This is a genomic window from Pseudomonas syringae pv. cilantro (assembly GCF_001293775.1).
In the GTDB taxonomy this organism is placed as follows: Bacteria; Pseudomonadota; Gammaproteobacteria; order Pseudomonadales; family Pseudomonadaceae; genus Aquipseudomonas; species Aquipseudomonas syringae_P.
The window spans coordinates 33897-56404 of the sequence record NZ_LGLN01000093.1; the positions used below are offsets into that span (position 1 = coordinate 33897).

At 58.4% G+C, this 22508-nt stretch carries 23 protein-coding genes; 20 read left to right on the forward strand and 3 right to left on the reverse strand.

The features are described from left to right. Positions 1-316 precede the first annotated feature (316 nt). Positions 317-1387 (reverse strand): YopJ family acetyltransferase, encoded by a 1071-nt coding sequence (locus ABJ99_RS25050; protein WP_326828206.1) that lies wholly within the window; start codon positions 1385-1387, stop codon positions 317-319. 513 nt (positions 1388-1900) lie between these two features. On the opposite strand from ABJ99_RS25050, the gene iscR reads away from it, so the two are divergent. The 20 genes from iscR to ABJ99_RS25150 all read left to right on the forward strand — a co-directional run bounded on the left by iscR (position 1901) and on the right by ABJ99_RS25150 (position 19353). Then, positions 1901-2392 (forward strand): Fe-S cluster assembly transcriptional regulator IscR, encoded by a 492-nt coding sequence (gene iscR / locus ABJ99_RS25055; protein ID WP_007248512.1) that lies wholly within the window; start codon positions 1901-1903, stop codon positions 2390-2392. Between the two features lie 44 nt (positions 2393-2436). Continuing rightward, positions 2437-3651, forward strand: coding sequence for an IscS subfamily cysteine desulfurase (locus ABJ99_RS25060; protein WP_054088090.1), 1215 nt, complete (start codon positions 2437-2439; stop codon positions 3649-3651). A gap of 82 nt (positions 3652-3733) precedes the next feature. Further along, complete coding sequence (iscU, locus tag ABJ99_RS25065) at positions 3734-4120, forward strand: Fe-S cluster assembly scaffold IscU (RefSeq protein WP_007248515.1); 387 nt, start codon at positions 3734-3736, stop codon at positions 4118-4120. Positions 4121-4153: 33 nt separating this feature from the next. After that, positions 4154-4477 (forward strand): iron-sulfur cluster assembly protein IscA, encoded by a 324-nt coding sequence (gene iscA / locus ABJ99_RS25070; RefSeq protein ID WP_003365093.1) that lies wholly within the window; start codon positions 4154-4156, stop codon positions 4475-4477. 10 nt (positions 4478-4487) lie between these two features. Then, positions 4488-5009, forward strand: coding sequence for a co-chaperone HscB (hscB, locus tag ABJ99_RS25075; protein WP_054088091.1), 522 nt, complete (start codon positions 4488-4490; stop codon positions 5007-5009). A gap of 44 nt (positions 5010-5053) precedes the next feature. Next, positions 5054-6916 carry a Fe-S protein assembly chaperone HscA gene (gene hscA / locus ABJ99_RS25080; protein ID WP_054088109.1) on the forward strand — a complete coding sequence of 621 codons (1863 nt, stop codon included), beginning with the start codon at positions 5054-5056 and terminating at the stop codon, positions 6914-6916. Positions 6917-6919: 3 nt separating this feature from the next. Further along, complete coding sequence (gene fdx, locus ABJ99_RS25085) at positions 6920-7261, forward strand: ISC system 2Fe-2S type ferredoxin (protein WP_054088092.1); 342 nt, start codon at positions 6920-6922, stop codon at positions 7259-7261. A gap of 14 nt (positions 7262-7275) precedes the next feature. Then, positions 7276-7476: a Fe-S cluster assembly protein IscX gene (gene iscX, locus ABJ99_RS25090; protein WP_054088093.1), complete on the forward strand. Its 201-nt coding sequence runs from the start codon at positions 7276-7278 to the stop codon at positions 7474-7476. Positions 7477-7572: 96 nt separating this feature from the next. After that, entirely contained in the window at positions 7573-7998 is a 426-nt protein-coding gene (gene ndk / locus ABJ99_RS25095) for a nucleoside-diphosphate kinase (protein ID WP_002552482.1), read from the forward strand. A 32-nt stretch (positions 7999-8030) separates the two neighbouring features. Then, on the forward strand, positions 8031-9179 hold the full coding sequence (gene rlmN, locus ABJ99_RS25100) for a dual-specificity RNA methyltransferase RlmN (RefSeq protein ID WP_054088094.1): 1149 nt from the start codon (positions 8031-8033) through the stop codon (positions 9177-9179). A gap of 14 nt (positions 9180-9193) precedes the next feature. Then, the gene (gene pilW / locus ABJ99_RS25105; RefSeq protein ID WP_054088095.1) at positions 9194-9952 is read left to right on the forward strand and encodes a type IV pilus biogenesis/stability protein PilW; all 759 of its coding nucleotides are present in this window, start codon (positions 9194-9196) and stop codon (positions 9950-9952) included. Continuing rightward, positions 9952-10950 (forward strand): RodZ domain-containing protein, encoded by a 999-nt coding sequence (locus ABJ99_RS25110; RefSeq protein WP_054088096.1) that lies wholly within the window; start codon positions 9952-9954, stop codon positions 10948-10950. The genes pilW and ABJ99_RS25110 overlap by 1 nt, the downstream gene beginning before the upstream one ends. A gap of 3 nt (positions 10951-10953) precedes the next feature. After that, entirely contained in the window at positions 10954-12063 is a 1110-nt protein-coding gene (ispG, locus tag ABJ99_RS25115) for a flavodoxin-dependent (E)-4-hydroxy-3-methylbut-2-enyl-diphosphate synthase (protein WP_007248523.1), read from the forward strand. A gap of 22 nt (positions 12064-12085) precedes the next feature. Then, entirely contained in the window at positions 12086-13375 is a 1290-nt protein-coding gene (hisS, locus tag ABJ99_RS25120) for a histidine--tRNA ligase (protein WP_054088097.1), read from the forward strand. Between the two features lie 38 nt (positions 13376-13413). Beyond that, positions 13414-14055 carry a YfgM family protein gene (locus ABJ99_RS25125; RefSeq protein ID WP_054079509.1) on the forward strand — a complete coding sequence of 214 codons (642 nt, stop codon included), beginning with the start codon at positions 13414-13416 and terminating at the stop codon, positions 14053-14055. Beyond that, entirely contained in the window at positions 14048-15202 is a 1155-nt protein-coding gene (gene bamB / locus ABJ99_RS25130; RefSeq protein WP_054088098.1) for an outer membrane protein assembly factor BamB, read from the forward strand. The genes ABJ99_RS25125 and bamB overlap by 8 nt, the downstream gene beginning before the upstream one ends. A gap of 137 nt (positions 15203-15339) precedes the next feature. Next, the gene (der, locus tag ABJ99_RS25135; protein WP_054088099.1) at positions 15340-16809 is read left to right on the forward strand and encodes a ribosome biogenesis GTPase Der; all 1470 of its coding nucleotides are present in this window, start codon (positions 15340-15342) and stop codon (positions 16807-16809) included. A 111-nt stretch (positions 16810-16920) separates the two neighbouring features. Then, positions 16921-18069, forward strand: coding sequence for a pyridoxal phosphate-dependent aminotransferase (locus ABJ99_RS25140; RefSeq protein ID WP_054088100.1), 1149 nt, complete (start codon positions 16921-16923; stop codon positions 18067-18069). Continuing rightward, positions 18057-18848 (forward strand): amidohydrolase, encoded by a 792-nt coding sequence (locus tag ABJ99_RS25145; RefSeq protein ID WP_054088101.1) that lies wholly within the window; start codon positions 18057-18059, stop codon positions 18846-18848. The genes ABJ99_RS25140 and ABJ99_RS25145 overlap by 13 nt, the downstream gene beginning before the upstream one ends. Positions 18849-18906: 58 nt before the next feature. Further along, on the forward strand, positions 18907-19353 hold the full coding sequence (locus ABJ99_RS25150; RefSeq protein WP_054088102.1) for a FlxA-like family protein: 447 nt from the start codon (positions 18907-18909) through the stop codon (positions 19351-19353). A gap of 154 nt (positions 19354-19507) precedes the next feature. Here ABJ99_RS25150 and ABJ99_RS25155 read toward each other — a convergent pair whose 3' ends face one another. Together ABJ99_RS25155 and leuA are read right to left on the reverse strand one after the other, a co-directional pair. Further along, complete coding sequence (locus tag ABJ99_RS25155) at positions 19508-20377, reverse strand: isocitrate lyase/PEP mutase family protein (protein WP_054088103.1); 870 nt, start codon at positions 20375-20377, stop codon at positions 19508-19510. A 364-nt stretch (positions 20378-20741) separates the two neighbouring features. After that, on the reverse strand, positions 20742-22412 hold the full coding sequence (gene leuA / locus ABJ99_RS25160; RefSeq protein ID WP_054088104.1) for a 2-isopropylmalate synthase: 1671 nt from the start codon (positions 22410-22412) through the stop codon (positions 20742-20744). Between the last annotated feature and the right edge of the window lie 96 nt (positions 22413-22508).

The following is a 22508-nucleotide window of genomic DNA, read 5'->3' on the forward strand; positions in this document are numbered from 1 at the left end:
AAACCTATTTCAGGACTAGACACTCAGGCCATGAGAGCGTCGGAAATCGATGCCTACTTCAGACCTTCCCAAGGGGGGGAGTGCAAGGATTTGCCGGGTAAGTCATGCGCGAGATGTAAGCATGCAAGGTCCTCGTTATTGGCGTTTCCTGGGCGTGGAGTGTGCCATTACGCCGTACCTTTGACAGGGTGCCGCCCGCGCTTTTCGCTAATCCCAATTGTTTTATTAGGTCTCGTCTAATCTTCCGGACTACTAGCCATCATTAAAAGGGGAGTTGCGATTGTTGGAGTCAGCACCGCGCCGTAGCTTTTATCCTCTACATGAATTGCTCTCCGAAACGGCTGAGATAATCTCCGTACTCTTTTAAAGACTTTTCTTTCGCCTGCTGCTGTAGCGTCGCGGTGAAAATGGGTAGTTCTCCGCGCTGCTCTGCAGTCATCACTCGTTGGATCTCCTGCAACCTGAAACCATCAATGGAGGCGCTGAACTCGTTGTCTTTCTGCTTCTGTGCATCAAGTAGCTCCCTGCGCGGCACGCGGAACGCTTTGTTGCGTTCAACCAGGTTCTCTGCGTTGCTGTGCCGCTCACTATTGACTCGTCCGGCCATGCGTCCATCTGTCCGCTCCATCAGCTCCTCTGCTTGCGTCAGCGACGCGCCATGCTTGTAGAAATCCGCTGGCAGGACGTCTGCGCCAAATGCTGCGTGGGTCCCCTCGTAAAGTGCCGCATATCGCTTCTTTTGTTCAAAGGCGCCAACTGTAGTATGTGCTCTGGATTCTGGTTCGATGGATAAGGTTCCGCGATGAAGCTCTTCATGGAGGTCGTTAAACTGTTGTGCATTCTTGTGAGCTTTGATTGCATAATTCAGCGAGTACATAACGCAGTCGTCTTTCGTTTTTTGCGCCTGTGTTTCGATAATGGCAACCTGTGAAAGTGGTACGCCGCTGTCTCTCAATTCATTCAGGAAGTGATTGTGCTGATAAAGCTGGTTTAATCCACTGTCGACGACGACAGCAGGCTCGGTGATTACAATGGATGGAGGTCCATCTTGATGCAAGCGGACGTCGGCCATTACGTGGTGCGCAACCGTCATCATGGTGTCTGGGCTGGTCTGGGGGAATATTGCCCTGAATGAGGTGGTGTTCTGCTCCTCAAGTGCCTTGATGAACGCTTGTTGGTCATTGAAGTGCCTGAGATTGAGGCCAGGGTTGCGCTGGTTCTCGACCTCGACCATCGCGTCGAGATGCTCTGCATCAAGTTTTGCAAAACTCAAGCCTATTTTCTTGCCTGATGCCCGATCTATGGCTGCTTGGCCATAATCCTTCAGCGAGCCGCTGGCGCGGGCCACATAAGGTTTCAGATCATTTATTTTCTTTTGTAGTCGCACGCTTGGGCTTCTGCTCTCCGTGTCTTCTGTCGTGCCTTGACTGTGGTTCGAGATTATGTGCTCGTTAGGGCGCGGCGCATCTGTGTGCCTGGTGGGGTCTGCCTGTTCTGGCATTCGAAATCCGCCGACGCATATGTTGCCCATCTGGTGACTCCTCATAAATATATGCTATTCGTGATGGTGGGTGGCTTATCGCGATTGCCGAGTTCCATTTTTGAAGGCCTGAAAATTAAAATGAGATCCGGTCGGGAATGTCACAACATCGGCCTTCGGTTTTCAGCTTGGGGGCTTTCAGGTGTAGCGGATGCAGATAGATTGTCAGCCAAGGTCATGCCTGTATGTCAGTGCGTCATGTTCACTCCTGAGGCTTGGGACGTGCCATTACGCCGCACCTTTGCTATGATGCAGCCCGCGCTTTTCGCTAATCCCGACTGTTTTACTAGGTCTAATACTTGACTCATTTAATCGGGAATAGCATACTCGCTCTCATTCCGAACCTCTGCGGTATACGCCATGCGACTGACTACTAAAGGCCGATACGCTGTGACTGCCATGCTTGACCTGGCATTGCACGCGCAGAACGGGCCAGTGTCTCTGGCTGATATTTCCGAACGTCAGGGCATATCCCTGTCCTACCTCGAGCAGCTGTTCGCCAAGCTGCGCCGGGGCAATCTGGTTTCCAGTGTGCGTGGCCCGGGCGGTGGTTATCAGCTGTCCCGCGACATGAAAGGCATCCAGGTTGCGCAGGTCGTCGATGCGGTCAATGAATCGGTCGATGCCACGCGTTGCCAAGGGCTTGGCGATTGCCACGCCGGGGATACCTGCCTCACCCACCACTTGTGGTGCGACCTGAGCCAGCAGATTCACGAATTTCTAAGCGGTATCAGCTTGGCGGATCTTGTCACTCGCCGTGAGGTACAAGAAGTCGCTCAGCGCCAGGATATGCGCCGTGGTCATAACCACGCGTCGCAACTGGGTAAGATCGAAACGTCCGCCGTCGAATGAACGCAGATGAATGAGCGGTGCGCCTGCCTGATAGGAGAGCTTCAATGAAATTGCCAATTTACCTCGACTACTCCGCGACGACCCCGGTCGATCCGCGTGTCGCGCAGAAAATGATCGAATGCCTGACAGTCGAAGGAAACTTCGGCAACCCGGCCTCGCGCTCCCACGTTTTTGGCTGGAAAGCTGAAGAGGCGGTCGAGAACGCTCGTCGTCAGGTCGCCGATCTGGTCAGTGCCGACCCGCGTGAAATCGTCTGGACGTCGGGTGCCACCGAATCCAATAACCTGGCGATCAAGGGTGTGGCGCATTTCTACGCCAGCAAAGGCAAGCACCTGATCACCTCGAAGGTCGAGCACAAGGCTGTACTTGATACCACGCGGCAGCTTGAACGCGAAGGGTTCGAAGTGACTTACATCGAGCCGGGCGAAGACGGTCTGATCACGCCTTCGATGATTGAAGCTGCACTGCGCGACGACACCATCCTGGTGTCGGTCATGCACGTGAACAACGAAATCGGCACCATCAACGACATCGCTGCCATCGGTGAACTGACCCGTTCGCGTGGCGTGCTGTTCCACGTTGACGGCGCGCAATCGACCGGTAAGGTTGAAATCGACCTGGCCAGCCTCAAGGTCGACCTGATGTCGTTCTCTGCACACAAGACCTACGGTCCGAAAGGTATCGGCGCGCTGTACGTCAGCCGCAAGCCGCGTGTCCGCCTTGAAGCAGCCATGCACGGCGGCGGTCACGAGCGCGGCATGCGTTCCGGGACACTGGCCACGCACCAGATCGTCGGTATGGGTGAAGCGTTCCGTATCGCCAAAGAAGAAATGGCCGCTGAAAACGTGCGCATCAAGGCGCTCAGCGATCGTTTCTTCAAGCAGGTCGAAAATCTGGAAGAGCTTTACGTCAACGGCAGCCTGACTGCCCGCGTACCGCACAACCTGAACCTGAGCTTCAACTACGTCGAAGGCGAGTCGCTGATCATGGCGCTCAAGGATCTGGCGGTTTCGTCCGGTTCGGCTTGTACCTCGGCCTCGCTGGAGCCTTCCTACGTGCTGCGCGCCCTGGGTCGTAACGACGAGCTGGCACACAGCTCGATTCGTTTCACCTTCGGTCGTTTCAGCACCGAAGAAGAGATCGATTACGCCGCGCAGAAGGTCTGCGAGGCTGTCACCCGGCTGCGCACACTTTCGCCGCTGTGGGACATGTTCAAAGACGGCGTCGATATCTCCAAGATCGAGTGGGCGGCGCACTAATTTAAAGTCGCCTTCTACACAGGTCATGCGCAAACCCGGCGTGACCTGCAGAGCGGCTCCCTGATGTGAGAGGAACAGAATCATGGCTTACAGCGAAAAGGTCATCGACCACTACGAGAATCCACGTAACGTCGGCAAGATGAACGCGGAAGACCCGGATGTCGGCACCGGCATGGTCGGCGCTCCTGCGTGCGGCGACGTGATGCGTCTGCAGATCAAGGTCAACGATCAGGGCGTTATCGAAGACGCCAAGTTCAAGACCTATGGCTGCGGTTCGGCGATTGCGTCCAGCTCACTGGCGACCGAGTGGATGAAAGGCAAGACTCTGGACGAAGCAGAGACCATCAAGAACACTCAGCTGGCTGAAGAGCTGGCACTGCCGCCAGTCAAGATTCACTGCTCGGTACTGGCCGAAGACGCCATCAAGGCGGCCGTTCGCGACTACAAGCAGAAGAAAGGCCTGCTGTAAGCAGGTCTTCACGAAGAAAAGTAAGGAGCTCCGATGGCTATCAGCATGACAGAAGCTGCCGCTAACCACGTGCGACGTTCCCTCGAGGGGCGTGGCAAAGGTGATGGCGTTCGTCTGGGTGTTCGCACCACAGGCTGTTCAGGTCTTGCCTACGTGCTCGAGTTCGTCGACGAGGCGGCCAGCGAAGACACCGTGTTTGAAATGCACGGCGTCAAGGTCATCATTGACCCGAAAAGCCTGGTCTATCTGGATGGCACTGAGCTCGACTTCGTGCGCGAAGGGTTGAACGAAGGCTTCAAGTTCAACAACCCTAACTCGCGCGGTGAGTGCGGCTGTGGCGAAAGCTTCAACGTCTGAGGCTTTTATTTTGGGTACTCCCTGTCATTTCGCCCTGTTCGAGCTAAAACCCGAGTTTCAGCTTGATCTTGACCAGTTGGCAACGCGCTACCGAGAGCTGGCGCGCAACGTCCACCCGGACCGTTTCGCCGATGCTCCCGAGCAAGAGCAGCGTCAGGCGCTGGAGCGTTCTGCCAGCGTCAACGAAGCCTATCAGACCCTGAAGAGCCCGCCGAAAAGGGCGCGTTATCTGCTGGCAATGAATGGCAACGAGGTGCCGCTTGAGGTCACCGTGCACGATCCTGAATTTCTTCTGCAGCAGATGCAATTGCGCGAAGATCTTGAGGACTTGCAGGACGAGGCCGATCTTGCCGGGGTGGCGACCTTCAAGCGTCAGCTCAAGGTCGCTCAGGACGAGTTGAACCAGAGCTTCGCGGCCTGTTGGAACGACCCTGCACAACGCGAGCACGCTGAAAAGCTGATGCGGCGTATGCAGTTTCTCGACAAGCTATCTCACGAAGTGCGCCAGCTAGAAGAGCGCCTCGACGATTAACCCCGTGCGGCTTCGGCTGCACGCCAGTGATTATTCTGAACAGCATGGCCTTACTGCAAATCGCCGAACCCGGCCTGAGTCCTCAACCGCACCAGCGTCGCCTGGCTGTGGGGATCGACCTTGGCACCACCAATTCTCTGGTTGCTGCAGTGCGCAGCGGCCTGTCCGAACCGCTGGCCGATGCAGAAGGGCAGGTCATTCTGCCGTCTGCGGTGCGCTATCACGCTGATCGTGTCGAAGTAGGGCAGTCGGCGAAAACTGCCGCCTCTCAGGACCCGTTCAATACCGTGCTGTCGGTCAAGCGCCTGATGGGCCGTGGCCTGACCGACGTCAAGCAATTGGGTGAGCAACTGCCTTATCGCTTCGTGGGCGGCGAGTCGCACATGCCGTTCATCGACACCGTGCAGGGCCCGAGAAGCCCGGTTGAAGTGTCCGCCGACATCCTCAAGGTTCTGCGTCAGCGTGCTGAAGCGGCGTTGGGTGGCGAACTGGTGGGGGCGGTGATTACCGTTCCGGCCTATTTCGATGACTCCCAGCGTCAGGCCACCAAGGACGCCGCCAAACTGGCCGGTCTCAACGTGCTGCGCCTGCTCAACGAGCCTACGGCCGCTGCGGTTGCCTATGGCCTGGATCAGAAAGCCGAAGGTGTCGTGGCTATTTACGACCTGGGCGGCGGCACGTTCGATATTTCGATTTTGCGCCTGACCGGCGGCGTCTTTGAAGTCTTGGCGACGGGTGGCGACACGGCCTTGGGCGGCGATGATTTCGATCATGCGATTGCCAGCTGGATCGTTGCCGACGCCGGACTGTCTGCCGATATCGATCCGTCCGCGCAACGCAATCTGTTGCAGACCGCCTGTTCGGCCAAGGAAGCGCTGACTGATTCCGAGGCTGTCGACGTTACCTACGGTGACTGGCGCGGTACGTTGACCCGCGCGGCGTTCAATGCGCTGATCGAGCCGATGGTTGCACGCAGCCTCAAAGCCTGTCGTCGCGCGGTGCGTGACACCGGTATCGAACTTGAAGAAGTCGAAGCAGTGGTCATGGTCGGTGGTTCGACCCGAGTTCCTCGTATTCGCGAAGCGGTCGCCGAGCTGTTCGGCCGTCAGCCGCTGACGGATATTGATCCGGATCAAGTGGTGGCCATCGGGGCTGCGATCCAGGCGGATACCCTGGCCGGCAACAAGCGTGATGGTGGCGAACTGCTTTTGCTCGATGTGATTCCGCTCTCGTTGGGGCTGGAAACCATGGGCGGGCTGATGGAAAAGGTCATTCCGCGCAACACCACGATCCCTGTGGCGCGTGGTCAGGAATTCACCACCTACAAAGATGGCCAGACGGCCATGAAGATCCACGTGCTGCAGGGCGAGCGTGAGCTGGTCAGCGACTGCCGGTCGCTGGCGCGTTTCGAATTGCGCGGCATTCCGCCGATGGTGGCGGGTGCGGCGAAAATTCGTGTCACGTTCCAGGTCGACGCGGATGGCCTGCTCAGCGTTTCGGCGCGTGAGATGGGCTCGGGCATTGAGTCGAGCATTCAGGTCAAGCCGTCCTACGGGCTGACCGATGGCGAAATAACCCGCATGCTGAAAGACTCCTTCGAATATGCCGGTGACGACAAGGTCGCCCGTGTACTGCGTGAGCATCAGGTTGACGCCGAACGCTTGCTCGAAGCCGTTCAGGGTGCGCTGGATGCCGATGGCGAGCGTCTTCTCGACGAAGAAGAGCGCATGGTCATTACCTTGCAGATGGAAGAATTACGTGAATTGATGCAAGGCACCGATGGCTATGCCATCGAGCAGCAGACCAAGCGTCTGTCGCAGGTGACCGATGCATTTGCTGCCCGCCGCCTCGATTCGACGGTAAAAGCCGCACTGGCCGGGCGCAACTTGAATGAGATTGAGGAATAACTGATGCCGCAGGTGATTTTTCTGCCCCACGCCGAGCATTGCCCGGACGGGTTGGTTGTAGAAGTAAAGCCGGGCACGTCTATTCTCGACATCGCCCACGAGCACCACATCGAGATCGAAAGCGCCTGTGGTGGCGTGTGCGCTTGCACCACCTGCCACTGTGTCATTCGCGAAGGTTTCAGTTCGCTCAACGAAGCTGATGAGCTGGAAGAAGACATGCTCGACAAGGCGTGGGGGCTGGAAGCGCAATCGCGTCTATCCTGTCAGGCCATTGTCGGCACCGAAGACCTGACCGTCGAAATACCCAAGTATTCGCTCAACCACGCGGCTGAAGCGCCGCACTGATTGAAGGTTTGCTCATGAGTCTAAAATGGGTTGATGTGCAGGAAATAGCCATTCAGCTGGCCGAAAGCCACCCGGATGTGAATCCGCTTTCCGTCAATTTCGTCAAGCTGCGCAATCTGGTCATGGCCTTGCCCGACTTCGATGATGTTCCGGAGCGAGGTGGTGAAAAAGTCCTCGAAGCGATCCAGGGGGTGTGGATCGAAGAGGCGGATTGACGTTCAGTAACGTACGCCGTTAGGCAATACACCAGAACCCGCGTATAATTCGCGGGTTTAATTTTTCGCTTAAATCACTGTTTCTGGAGTTTCACCATGGCTGTTCAACGTACTTTCTCCATCATCAAGCCTGACGCCGTTGCAAAGAACGTAATCGGCGAGATCACCACTCGTTTCGAAAAAGCCGGTCTGCGCGTTGTCGCTTCCAAGCTGAAGCAACTGTCCAAGGCCGAAGCTGAAGGTTTCTACGCTGAGCACAGCGCTCGTGGTTTCTTCGGTGACCTGGTTGCCTTCATGATCTCCGGCCCGGTTGTCGTTCAGGTTCTGGAAGGCGAAAACGCTATCGCTCTGAACCGCGAACTGATGGGCGCTACCAACCCTAAAGAAGCCGCTGCCGGTACCATCCGTGCTGATTTCGCTGACTCCATCGACGCCAACGCGGTACACGGTTCCGATTCCGAAGCAGCCGCCGCTCGCGAAATCTCGTACTTCTTCGCAGCTACCGAAGTAACCGCTCGCTAAGTCATTCTGACTGACGAGTGAAGGGTGAATTCATGATTGCATCGACTGGTAAAACCAACCTGCTGGGGCTGACTCAACAGGAAATGGAGAAATTCTTCGACTCTGTCGGGGAGAAGCGCTTCCGTGCCGGTCAGGTCATGAAGTGGATTCACCACTTTGGCGTCGATGATTTCGACGCGATGACGAACGTCAGCAAGGCCCTGCGCGAGAAGCTCAAGGCCTGCGCTGAAGTTCGCGGTCCTGAAGTGGTCAGCGAGGACATTTCCAGCGACGGCACCCGTAAATGGGTGGTGCGCGTGGAGTCCGGCAGCTGTGTCGAGACCGTCTATATTCCGCAGGGCAAACGCGGCACCTTGTGTGTTTCGTCCCAGGCGGGCTGTGCCCTGGATTGCAGTTTCTGCTCCACCGGCAAGCAAGGCTTCAACAGCAACCTCACCGCCGCCGAAGTTATTGGCCAGGTGTGGATTGCCAACAAATCCTTTGGCAGCGTCCCGGCGACCGTCGACCGTGCCATCACCAACGTGGTGATGATGGGCATGGGTGAGCCGCTGCTGAATTTCGACAATGTCATTGCTGCCATGCATCTGATGATGGATGACCTGGGGTATGGCATTTCCAAGCGCCGGGTGACGTTGTCCACCTCCGGCGTGGTGCCGATGATCGACGAGCTGTCCAAGCACATCGACGTGTCGCTGGCCTTGTCGCTGCACGCGCCGAATGACGCGCTGCGCAACCAGTTGGTGCCGATCAACAAGAAATACCCGTTGCAGATGCTTCTTGAGTCCTGCCGCCGCTACATGTCCAGTCTGGGCGAGAAGCGCGTGCTGACCATCGAGTACACCATGCTCAAGGACATCAACGACCAGGTCGAGCACGCCGTCGAAATGATCGCGCTGCTCAAGGACACACCCTGCAAGATCAACCTGATCCCGTTCAACCCGTTCCCGCACTCCGGTTACGAGCGTCCCAGCAATAACGCAATTCGTCGCTTTCAGGACTTGTTGCACCAGGCTGGTTATAACGTCACTGTGCGTACCACGCGTGGCGAAGACATTGATGCTGCATGCGGCCAGCTGGTCGGGCAGGTGATGGATCGTACGCGTCGTAGCGAACGCTACATCGCTGTGCGTGAGCTGAGTTCCGAGGCCGATGCGGCTCCGGTTGCGGCGACCAGAACCTGACCGGGAAAGACTCCATGTCTGTGCGTGCCTTGTGTTTACTGTGTGTGGTCATGCTGCTGGCGGCCTGTGTGTCTACGGGCAATGTCAACCCGCTGACCACCAAACAGGGGCGCGAAGAGGCACGCAGGGCCTATGTGCAACTCGGCCTGGGTTACCTTCAGGAAGGGCAGACCGAGCGGGCCAAGATTCCCTTGAAACGAGCGCTTGAACTCGACAGTTCCGATCCGCAGGCCAACGCCGCACTGGCGCTGGTGTTTCAAACCGAAATGGAACCCGAGCTCGCCGAGCAGTATTTTCACAAGGCACTGTCCGCCAGCAACAATGAAACCCGCATCGTCAATAATTACGGCAGTTTTCTCTACGAGCAGAAGCGCTACAAGGAAGCCTACGAGCGTTTCGAACAGGCTGCGGCCGATAATCTGTATCCTGAACGGTCCCGGGTCTTCGAAAGTCTGGGTATGACCTCGTTGCAGCTGGGCAATCGCGAACAGGCCCGCGAGCAGTTTACCAAGGCACTGCGCCTTGACCGCCGACTGTCGCGATCCTTGCTGGAAATGGCTCTGATGTCCTATGGGGACAAGCAATATGTGCCAGCGAGAGATTATTACGACCGTTTTAGCCAACTCAGCGAGCAAAATGCACGTAGTCTATTGCTCGGTGCGCGCCTGGCGAAGATCTATGATGACCGTAACAAGGCGGCCAGTCTTGGTCTGCTATTGAAAAGACTCTATCCCGGTACGCCGGAATATCAGCAATACCTGTCGGAGCAATGATGAAAGCGGCGCATCCCGAAGTTGTAGCAACCACCCGCGTGAATCCTGGAGAAACCCTGCGCCAGGTCCGCGAGAGCAGGAGCTGGTCGCTGCCAGATGTGGCTTTGAGGCTGAACCTTACCGTGTCCTCCCTGAGCAACCTGGAGAACGGCAATTTTGAAAAGCTGCCTGGGCATACATTTGCCCGGGGGTATGTGCGTGCCTACGCCAAACTGCTTGATCTGGATCAGACGGCCCTGGTCGAGCAGTTCGACCAGTACACCGGTACCGACGGCAAAGGCAGCCCGGTGCACGCGTTGGGGCGTATCGAAGAGCCAGTCAGGCTGTCCCACAATATTTTGCGCATCGTCAGCCTGTTGTTGCTGGTGGTGTTGGTCGGCGGTGGTTTTGTCTGGTGGCAGGATCAGGCGTCTTTGCGTGGTAAGGACCAGTCCGGGCTGAACATGGAGCACGTCGAGGTCGAAAGCGCCGACGGCACTACCCAGATTCATCCGCTGGACGAACCAGAAGAAGCGCCGGTGGCCGAAGTGCCGCCTGCCGGGCAGACCTCGCTGCCGTTGAACACTGGCGCACCTGCCAGCGAAGCGCCGAGCGCGGCACCTTCCATGCCTGCTGCCACTCCTTCCACTGCGCAGCCACAAACGCCTGCGGCCGCAACCCCGCCTGTAACGAACACTGCGCAGGCACCCGTTGCCTCGCCGAATGTGCCGTCCATGCCAACGACTCCTGCCGAACAGCCCGCCCCCGTCGTGGCGGGTGCTGGCCAGGTGAGCGTGCAGTTCGTCGCCGATTGCTGGACTCAGGTCACTGACGGTAATGGCAAAGTGCTGGTCAGCGGTCTGAAGCGCAAAGGCGAGAACCTCGATGTCAGCGGCAAGCCGCCGTTAACCCTGCGTCTGGGCTACGCGCGCGGTGCGCAGGTCAGCTATAACGGCCAGGCGGTTGACGTCGCACCTTTCACCAGTGGCGAAACTGCTCGCCTGAAACTGGGGCAATAAGTCATGCATGGCGAATCTCCGATCAAGCGGCGTGTTTCCCGCAAAATATGGGTGGGGTCTGTACCGGTCGGCGGCGATGCGCCGATTGCCGTACAGAGCATGACCAACAGCGACACGAACGATGTGGCCGCTACCGTTGCACAGATCAATCGTCTGGAAGCGGCAGGCGTCGATATCGTTCGGGTTTCCGTCCCGGACATGGATGCTGCCGAAGCATTCGGCCGCATCAAGCAGTTGGTCAAAGTGCCATTGGTCGCGGATATTCATTTCGACCACCGGATCGCTCTGCGTGTGGCCGAACTGGGCGTCGATTGCCTGCGCATCAACCCTGGCAACATCGGTCGTGAAGACCGTGTGCGCGCGGTCGTCGATGCAGCGCGTGATCGCGGCATTCCGATCCGCATCGGCGTCAATGCCGGATCGCTGGAAAAAGACCTGCAAAAGAAGTACGGCGAGCCTACGCCGGAAGCGCTGGTCGAATCGGCGCTGCGTCATGTCGAGCATCTGGAACGCCTGAATTTTCAGGACTTCAAGGTCAGCGTGAAAGCCTCTGACGTGTTCATGGCCGTCGCAGCTTATCGTTTGCTGGCCAAAGAGATTGTCCAGCCGCTGCATTTGGGTATCACTGAAGCGGGCGGCCTACGCTCGGGTACAGTAAAATCGGCTGTCGGTCTCGGTATGCTGCTTGCTGAAGGGATTGGCGATACTATCCGCATCTCGCTGGCCGCTGATCCGGTCGAAGAGGTGAAAGTCGGGTACGACATTCTCAAATCGTTGCGCCTTCGTTCCCGTGGTATCAACTTCATCGCCTGCCCGAGCTGCTCGCGGCAGAATTTCGATGTGGTCAAGACCATGAACGAGCTTGAAGGTCGTCTCGAAGATTTGCTGGTGCCGCTTGATGTTGCGGTCATCGGTTGTGTGGTCAACGGTCCCGGCGAAGCCAAGGAGGCGCATATCGGCCTCACGGGTGGTACGCCGAACCTGATCTATATCGATGGCAAGCCGGCACAGAAACTGACTAACGACAATCTCGTGGACGAGCTTGAACGCTTGATTCGCGAGAAAGCGGCCGAAAAGACCGCAGCCGACGCCTCGGTCATCGTGCGCGGCTAACCAGGATTGCTAAGGATTTTCTGTGAGTAAGTCTCTACAAGCCATTCGTGGCATGAACGACATTCTGCCCGAGCAGACGCCGTTGTGGCGCCACTTCGAGGGCACTGTCTCGCGTCTGCTGGATAACTACGGTTACCGGCAGATTCGCATGCCCATCGTCGAATTTACCGACCTGTTCAAGCGCTCCATCGGCGAAGTGACCGATATCGTCGAGAAAGAGATGTACACCTTTGCCGACCGCAACGGTGACTCTCTGACCTTGCGCCCGGAAGGCACGGCTGCCTGCGTGCGCGCCGTCCTCGAGCACGGCATTACCGGCGGCGGTCAGGTTCAGAAGCTGTGGTACATCGGGCCGATGTTCCGCCATGAGCGTCCGCAAAAGGGTCGTTATCGCCAGTTTCACCAGATCGGCGTGGAAGTGTTCAACCTCGACGGTCCGGATATCGATGCCGAACTGATCGTCATGACCTGGCGCCTGTGGGGCCTGCTGGGCATTCGCGACGCGGTCAAGCTCGAGCTGAACAGCCTGGGCACCAGCGAAGCGCGTGCCCGTTATCGTGATGCGCTGGTCGAGTTCCTCTCGGCGCACCTCGATCAACTGGACGAAGACAGCCAGCGTCGTCTGAAGACCAACCCTTTGCGCGTGCTGGACACCAAACACCCAGAAACCCAGGCGGTGCTGATCGATGCGCCGAAGCTGGCGGACTATCTGGACGACGAGTCACGTATCCATTTCGAAGGCCTCAAGGCGCGCCTGGATGCGGCCGGCATTCCTTATGTCATCAATCCGAAGCTGGTGCGCGGGCTGGATTATTACAGCAAGACCGTGTTCGAGTGGGTCACCGATCAATTGGGCGCTCAGGGCACGGTCTGTGCGGGAGGCCGTTATGACGGTCTGGTCGAACAGATGGGCGGCAAGCCGACGGCAGGCGTAGGTTTCGCAATGGGGATCGAACGTCTGGTGCTGCTGCTTGAAACGCTGGAGCAGGTGCCGGAGGAAATCGCCCGCCAGGTCGACGTTTACCTGTGTGCCTTCGGCGACGCTGCCGAACTGGCCGGGCTGACACTGGCCGAGAAGGTCCGCGATCAGTTGCCGAACCTGCGTTTGCAGGTCAACGCCGGGGCCGGCAGTTTCAAGAGTCAGTTCAAGAAAGCCGACAAGAGCGGCGCACTGTATGCCTTGATCCTCGGCGAAGAAGAACTGGCTGCGAAGGTCATCGGCGTCAAACCCCTGCGTGGTCAGGGTGAACAACAAAACATTGCCTGGGACGCTCTGTCAGAGCACCTGGCCTCCTGCGTCGTGCAGGGTTGAAGCTGATTAACAGCCGTTTAGCGAATAGGAGTATTGGGGTGTCGGGTACCGAAGATGAAGAGCTGGCGGTAATGAAGGACTGGTGGCAGCGCAACGGCAAGCCTTTGCTGACCGGTGGGTTGCTGGCGCTGGTCGTGGTCTTGGGCTGGCAGTTCTGGCACAGGCATCAGGCCAGCCAGTCGCAGGGCGCCTCGATGCTTTATCAGCAGTTGCTGGAAACCGCTCTGACGCCAAGTGGTCAGGCTGATACCGCGCGCGTTGCCGAGTTGTCCGGCAAGCTGAAAAGCGAATTCGGTGGCACTACCTATGCTCAGTTCGGTAGCCTGTTCGTCGCCAAGGTGGCGGTCGACGCGGGCAAGCTGGATGACGCAGCGGCTGAGCTGAAAACCGTGACTGACAAACCGGCCAACGACACGCTGGCCGAGATTGCCCGTCAGCGTCTGGCACGCGTGCTGGCTGCGCAGAACAAGACCGATGACGCGCTGAAGCTGCTCGACGGCGATGCCGACAAGGCATTCCTCGCCAGCCGCGAAGAACTCAAGGGTGACCTGCTGGTACAGCTAGGTCGTACCGACGAGGCACATGCTGCATACCAAAAGGCCAAATCTGCTCTGTCCGAAGAGGCAGCAGTCGGTGGCCTGCAAATGAAGCTCGACGATCTGGCGAAAGGGGATGCGTGACGTGATTCGTTGGAAACATGCAGCATTGCTGGCTCTGGCCATTCTGGCCGCGGGTTGCAGCAGCAACAGCAAGAAGGAATTGCCGCCGGCCGAGCTGACCGACTTCAAAGAAGAAGTGGTTCTGCACAAGCAGTGGAGCCGTTCGATCGGCGACGGTCAGGGCAAGACCTACAACATGCTGGTTCCGGCCATCGATGGTGATCGCATCTATGCGTCCGACGTCACTGGCGAAGTGTTCTCGCTGGATCGTCTGACCGGCGACGTGATCTGGAAGAAGGATCTCGATCTTCCGGTTTCCGGCGCTGTCGGCGTGGGTTACGGCCTGGTGATGATCGGCACCCTCAAAGGTGAAGTCGTGGCCATGGACGCGGCGACCGGCGAAGAAAAGTGGCGCGCTCGCGTGACCAGCGAAGTGCTGGCTCCGCCTGCGACCAACGGCAGCGTCGTGGTCGTTCAGACTCAGGATGACCGCATTGTCGGTTTCGACGCTTCCACGGGTTCGCAGCTGTGGATCTACGAAAGCACGCCAGCGGTGCTGACCCTGCGTGGTACGGGCGCTCCGCTCGTTACCAACCGTCTGGCCGTTGCCGGGCTGACGACGGGTAAAGTCGTCGCGCTGGACATTTCCAACGGTGTGCCGGTCTGGGAGCAGCGCGTAGCGGTACCGCAAGGTCGCTCGGAACTGGACCGTGTGGTTGATATCGACGGCGGGCTGCTGCTCTCCGGCGGTACACTGTACGTCGCGACCTATCAGGGCCGGGTTGCCGGTCTGGATCTGGAAAGCGGTCGCGTACTCTGGCAGCGTGATGCTTCCAGCTACTCGGGCGTTGCCCAGGGCTTTGGTAGCGTCTATGCCACCTTGGCCTCCGGCACTGTCGAAGGTATCGACGAGCGTTCTTCCTCCGCCCTGTGGAGCAACGAGTCGCTGGCTCGCCGCCAATTGGGCGCACCGGAAGTGTATTCCAGCTACGTCGCGGTCGGTGACATGGAAGGCTACCTTCACTTGTTGAGCCAGGTGGATGGTCGCTTTGTCGGTCGCGAACGTATCGACAGCGACGGCCTGCGTGCCCGTCCGCTGGTGGTAGGGGACATGATTTATGTGTATGGCAACAGCGGCAAACTGGAAGCCCTGACCATCAAGCAATAAGTGTCCAAGCCCGGGGCTTCGGGCTCCGGGTAACCTTGCTTCGGCAAGGCTGCAGCGTCTTCGGGCGCTGCTCCGAACTCCGGCCGCTGCCTTGCAGCGGCTTTTGTATTTTCTGAAATAACGAAGTGGAGAGCCGCATGGTTCCCGTAATTGCCCTGGTGGGTCGACCGAACGTCGGCAAGTCCACCATGTTCAACCGCCTGACCAGGACTCGTGACGCCATCGTCGGCGATCTGTCCGGTCTTACCCGTGATCGCCAATACGGAGAGGCGAAGTGGCAAGGGCGCTCCTATATTCTGATCGACACCGGTGGTATCTCCGGTGACGAGCATGGCATGGACGAAAAGATGGCCGAGCAGTCACTGCTGGCCATTGAAGAAGCCGATGTGGTGCTGTTCCTGGTGGATGCCCGAGCGGGTTATACCGCCGCTGATCAGATGATTGGCGAGCACCTGCGCAAGCGCAACAAGCGTTCCTATGTGGTCGCCAACAAGATCGACAACATCGACGAGAATCTGGCGCGTGCCGAGTTCAGCCCGATGGGCCTGGGCGACGCCATTCCGGTGGCCGGTGCCCACGGTCGCGGCATCTCGCAGATGCTCGAAATCGCCCTGCAGGAATTCCCCAAGGATGAGGACGAACTCGAAGAAGGTGAAGTCGAGGAAGTCGCCGAAGGTCAGGAAGCCAAGCGCATTCCCGGCCCGAGCGAAAAAGACGGCATCAAGATCGCGATCATCGGTCGTCCCAACGTCGGCAAGTCGACGCTGGTCAACCGCATGCTGGGTGAAGACCGGGTTATCGTCTATGACGAGCCCGGCACCACCCGCGACAGTATCTACATTCCCTTCGAGCGTAACGAAGAGAAGTACACGCTGATCGACACCGCCGGTGTACGCAAGCGCGGCAAGATCCACGAGGAAGTCGAAAAGTTCTCCGTGGTCAAGACGCTGCAGGCCATCAAAGACGCCAACGTGGTGATCTTTGTGATGGACGCTCGCGAAGGTGTGGTCGATCACGACCTGAACTTGCTGGGCTTCGCCCTTGAAGCGGGCCGCGCATTGGTCATCGCGCTGAACAAGTGGGATGGCATGACGCCGGGCGAACGTGACTTCGTGAAGATCGAACTGGAACGCCGGTTGTTCTTCGTCGACTTCGCCGACATTCACTTCATCTCGGCTTTGCACGGCACGGGCGTGGGTAACCTGTATCAGTCGGTGCAGAACTCGTTCAAGTCGGCGGTCACCCGCTGGCCGACCAGCCGTCTGACCCAGATTCTGGAAGACGCTGTCAGCGAGCATGCGCCACCGATGGTCGGCAGCCGCCGCATCAAGCTGCGCTACGCTCACCTGGGTGGTGCCAACCCGCCGCTGATCGTGATCCACGGCAATCAGGTCGAGAAAGTACCGAAATCCTACGTTCGTTACCTGGAAAACACCTATCGCCGCGTGCTCAAGCTGGTCGGTACGCCGATCCGTATCGAGTTCAAGGGAGGCGAGAACCCGTATGAAGGCAACAAGAACACGCTGACTGACCGTCAGGTCAACAAGAAGCGTCGGATGATGTCGCACCACAAGAAAGCCGACAAGAAGCGCCGCGACAAGCGCTGAGTCGACAACTGGGAAAAGGCGCTTCGGCGCCTTTTTTTGTATTTGTTTTATGCGCTATTCTGCGTGCCCCGGGCCGTTTCGGTTGCGGAGAGATTGCAGGGAAAGGGTTCCATGATCGACAGCAAGTTGCCCAGCGTGGGCACCACTATCTTCACCGTCATGTCGCAGCTGGCCGCCGAAACCGGCGCTATCAACCTGTCCCAAGGGTTTCCCGACTTCGACGGGCCGCAAGCGCTGCGCGACGCGGTCTGCCGCCACGTCACTCAGGGCCATAACCAGTATTCACCGATGACCGGGCTGCCGGCACTTCGTCAGCAGGTCGCGGCCAAGATCGCCCGCAGCTATGGGCGTGAGGTCAACCCGGACAGTGAAATCACCATCACGCCTGGCGCGACTCAGGCAATCTTCTGTGCGATCCATTCGGTCATTCGTCCTGGTGACGAAGTGATCATTTTCGATCCGTGTTACGACAGTTACGAACCTGCCGTCGAGCTGGCCGGTGGACGTTGTGTGCACGTGCAGCTGGGGCTGGATGATTTCGCCATCGACTGGCAACAGCTGACCGACGCGCTGAGCCCGCGCACACGCATGATTGTTATCAACAGCCCGCATAACCCGAGCGGTGCACTGATCAGCCGCGCCGAGCTGGATCGTCTGGCTGCGCTGATTGCTGATCGCGATATCTACCTGCTCAGCGATGAGGTGTACGAGCATCTGGTGTTTGACGGCCTTGGTCATGTCAGCGTGCTGGATCATGAGGAGCTGTATCAGCGTGCGTTCGTGGTCAGTTCTTTCGGCAAGACTTACCACGTCACAGGCTGGAAGACTGGCTACGTGGTCGCGCCACCAGCGCTGACTGCCGAGCTGCGCAAAGTCCACCAGTACGTGAGCTTCTGCGGCGTGACGCCGTTGCAGTATGCGCTGGCCGATTTCATGGCTGAACATCCTGAGCATGTCGATGAGTTGCCCGGCTTTTATCAGGCCAAACGGGATTTCTTCTGTAGCCAGTTGGCCGGATCGCGTTTCAGCTTCAAACCGGTGCGCGGCACGTATTTCCAGTTGGTGGATTATTCGCAGATCAGGCCCGATCTCAATGATGTCGACATGGCGCTGTGGATGACCCGTGAGCATGGCGTGGCGAGCATTCCGATCTCCGTGTTCTATCAGAGCCCGCCGTCAGGCCAGCGTCTGATTCGGCTCTGCTTCGCCAAGCAGGAAGAAACCCTGCGTCAGGCAGCGGAGAAACTATGCGCGATATAAGCCAGTTGCCAGACCTGAAGGTTGCCTTGGTGCAGACCACACTGGCCTGGCATGACCGCGAGGCCAACCTCGAGCATTTCGGGCAACTGCTGGACCAGGCTCACGAGGCTGATCTGGTGATTCTGCCGGAAATGTTCACCACGGGATTTTCCATGGAGTCCGAGAAACTGGCCGAGCCGGAAGCCGGGCCTGCATCGGTCTGGCTGTTGGAGCAGGCCAGGCGGCTCGACGCGGTGGTGACCGGCAGTGTCATCATTCGCGCCGCCGACGGCAGCCATCGTAACCGCCTGCTGTGGGCGCGCCCGGATGGTGAGTTGCTGCATTACGACAAGCGACATCTGTTCCGCATGGCGGGCGAGCATGAGCATTACACGCCGGGTGAGCGCCAAGTGATGTTCGAACTCAATGGCTGGCGTATTCGTCCGTTGATCTGCTACGACCTGCGGTTTCCGGTATGGAGCCGCGACGCCCAGGACACCGATCTGCTGTTGTATACCGCCAACTGGCCAGGCGCGCGGCGTATGCACTGGAACCGCTTGCTGCCTGCCCGGGCAATTGAAAACCTCTGTTACGTGGTGGCGGTCAATCGTGTCGGTTCGGACGGGAAGGGTTTGGCGTATACCGGTGACAGTCAGGTGCTGGATTTTCAGGGCGAGAGCCTGTTGAGTGCCAGCGAAGCCGATGGTGTGTTCATGGCGACGCTGAGCGCGGCGAACCTGCAGGCCTACCGCACACGCTTCCCGGCCGGGCTCGACGCGGATTCGTTCGATATTCAATAAATCACTTCAGAATGTTTCAAGTCGGCCGATAGCATGTCCAGACTTCCAGGAGACAGCCATGACCACTATCAATACCTCTTCGCTGAACAGCAACCCGAGTCCGTTTACGTTTGTCGTCAAAAAGCCGGAGGCCGATGCAATCAAGGCCAGCACCACCAGTGCCACGGATGCAGAGAAGGCCACGGATGAGACCTCGGCCGCGGTATCGACCGAGGGCAAGACCGGTGCAGCGTCCGGCGGCGGCAGTGTGGGTGGGTCCAGCCCGTCTGCATTCGATGAAACTATCGAGAAGATAAAACAGCAGATCAAGGACGCTCAAAAGCAATTGGCGCAGCAACAGGCGCAATTGGCTGCGGCTCAAAGCGGCAAGGGGACGCCGGAAGAAAAGGCTCAGAAAGCCATGTCGATCCAGGCGCAGATCTCGGCGACCAGCTCTAACTTGCAGACCCTGCAAGGCGTGCTGCTGCAATTGCAGACCGAAGGCGGCGTGAAAACCACCGCTTGACCCAACGTTGATGATCGCTCCCACGAGATGTAGCGTGGACTGCTGTGGGAGCTGACTGCTGTGGGAGCGGACTTGTCCGCGAAGAGGCAGGACGCTCTGCGTCCGCTCTTCAGGGGACTGCGCGGATCATCCCGCGCACCAACGACCCTACCTCTTACTCATTCACATTCATGAACTTGCGGGCCCACTCTACGTAGTCTTCAGGCCGGGTATAGGTGTGGGTCAGTCCGGTAGCGCTCATGTTCGACTCGCTGCCGAGTATCTGCCGCTGCTCGCGCAGGCAGTCATAAGTCGCCTTGATCGCGGCGAAGTAGGCGGCGTGGCCATGCACGCAGACTCGTACGCCCATCTGCGCCAGACGCGCGTTGTCGTGCAGCTCCGGGTTGCCGTAGGTCACCAGCATCAGTGGCACGGTCAGGCCTTCTGAAATCTGCTCCAGGTGATCGAAGTCCCGAATCCCGACGATGGTAATGCCGTCAGCCCCGGCAGCCTGATACTGCTGAACCCGGCTAATGGCTTCCTGAACAGGGATGATCGCCGCGTTGGTACGGGCAAAGATCGACATCTCCGGATCGACACGCGCTTCCAGGGCTGCGCGGATTTTGCCGACACCTTCAGCTGTGGAAATCAGGTCAGTGGACTTGCGCCCGAACTGCGCAGGCAGCAGGGTATCTTCGATGGTCAGCGCAGAGATGCCAGCGCGTTCCAGTTCGACAACAGTGCGCATGACGTTAAGGGCATTGCCATAACCATGGTCTGCGTCCGCGATCACCGGCAGTTGGGCAACGCGACCGATGCGCGTCGCCTGTTCGACGAATTCACTGAGGGTAATCAGTGCGAAGTCAGGCGCTGCCAGCACTTGCAGGGAGGCAACGGAGCCGCCGAGGATGCCCACTTCAAAGCCCAGGTCCGCTGCGATGCGCGCTGACATAGGGTCGAACACCGAGGCCGTGTGATAGCAGGCGTTCGACGAGGTGAGGGCGCGAAAACTGCGGCGCAGATCTTGATGGGAAGCCTTGGGCATAATCGCTCCAAATATGATTGGATCAGCTCAGCATTACCGAGGCCGATAGTAATTTCAATGCACGGGGAGTCTGCCCGAGCATTCTTTTCGTCCGGAAATCAATGCAATAGTCGTCTTGGTTTTATTAGGAAAGATAAAGCGGGCAGGGCATTCCGGCCTGGCATCGTCAGCATATGATTTGCTGTTGGATTTTGACCAGTCTGGACTAAAGGCAGCATGCTACCACAGCATAAATGAAAAAGATTATGCCGAAACAGGCAGGGTCATGCACAGACTGCAAGAGGCCTGCGAGCGCTTGGCGGGGAAGGGAATCGGGTTAACGAAGCAGGATGACGAACATGCGCCCGCCATCCTGTTTGATGACTCAGGCCGCTTTGGCCTGGGCCTGGCTCAGCGAGCGATTCAGTGCGCTGAACAGCGCGCGGAAGCTTGCCGTCGTGATGTTTTCGTCGATGCCCACACCGTGCACGGCACGTTCGCCGTTCACCCGCAGTTCGATGTACGCCGCAGCCTTGGCGGTGGTGCCGGAGCCGATGGCGTGCTCGTTGTAGTCCATGATCTCCACAGCCAACGGCAGGCCGGCGACCAGCGCTTCCAGAGCGCCTTTGCCCTTGCCACGCCAGTGCTGGGTTTCGCCATCCACGTGCACTTCGGCATCCACGGCGCTATTGCCGTTCTCTTCCTGCAACCGGTGGCTGATCAGCGCATAAGGCGTGTTGGCCTGCAGGTACTCGCGACGCAGCAACGAGTGGATCTGTTCAGCCGTCATCTCCAGGCCCAGGCGATCGGTTTCACCCTGAACCACCTGGCTGAACTCGATCTGCATGCGGCGCGGCAGAGAAATTCCGTATTCCTGTTCCAGCAAATAGGCAATGCCGCCTTTACCCGACTGGCTGTTGACGCGAATCACCGCCTCGTAGCTGCGACCGATGTCGGCCGGATCGATCGGCAAGTAAGGCACTTCCCACAACTCGCCTTCTTTCTGCTGCGTGAAGCCCTTGCGAATGGCGTCCTGGTGCGAGCCGGAGAACGCGGTGTGAACCAGGTCGCCAACATAGGGGTGACGAGGGTGAACCGGAATCTGGTTGCACTCCTCGACGACTTTGCGCACACCGTCGATGTCCGAGAAATCCAGCCCCGGATTGATGCCCTGGGTGTAGAGGTTCAGCGCAACAGTGACCAGATCGACGTTACCGGTACGCTCACCGTTGCCGAACAGGCAGCCTTCAACGCGATCCGCACCGGCCATCAAGCCCAGTTCGGTGGCCGCAACGCCGGTGCCCCGGTCGTTGTGGGTGTGCAGGCTGATCAGCACACTGTCGCGGCGCGTGATGTGGCGGCCGAACCATTCGATCTGATCGGCGTAGATATTGGGTGTAGCGACTTCAACGGTGGCCGGCAGGTTGAGGATCACCTTGTTGTCCGGGGTCGGGTTCCATACTTCGATCACCGCATCGCAGACTTCCTTGGCGAACTCCAGCTCGGTCGCACTGAAGGTTTCCGGCGAGTACTGGAACGTCCACTGGGTTTCAGGCTGCTGCGCTGCATATTTGACGAACAGCCTGGCCGCGTTGACCGCGATTTCCTTAACGCCTGCCTTGTCCTGATTGAAAACAATGCGCCGGAATGACGGGCAGGTCGCGTTATACAGATGAACGATGGCCTTCTTGGCACCGCGCAGCGATTCGAACGTGCGAGCGATCAAGTCTTCGCGAGCCTGGGTCAGCACCTGAATGGTGGTGTCGTCCGGGATGTGGCCGTCTTCGATCAAGGTACGCACGAAGTCGAAGTCTGTCTGCGAGGCCGATGGAAAGGATGCCTCGATTTCCTTGACGCCAACGCTGACCAGGGTTTTCCAGAAGCGCAGCTTCTTGGCCGCGTCCATTGGCTCGATCAGCGACTGATTGCCGTCGCGCAGGTCGGAGCTGCACCAGATCGGCACTGTGTCGATGGTTTTCGAAGGCCAGGTACGGTCAGGAAGGTCAATCGTCGGAAACGCGCGGTACTTTTTCGAGGGGTCTTTGAGCATGGTCATCAGGAAATCCTTTTATATTCACGGGGCCGGGATTGGGCGGCCTGCCGTTCTGGATAGATAGCACAGGGAATTGCGAACACGGGGACGAGGCACAGC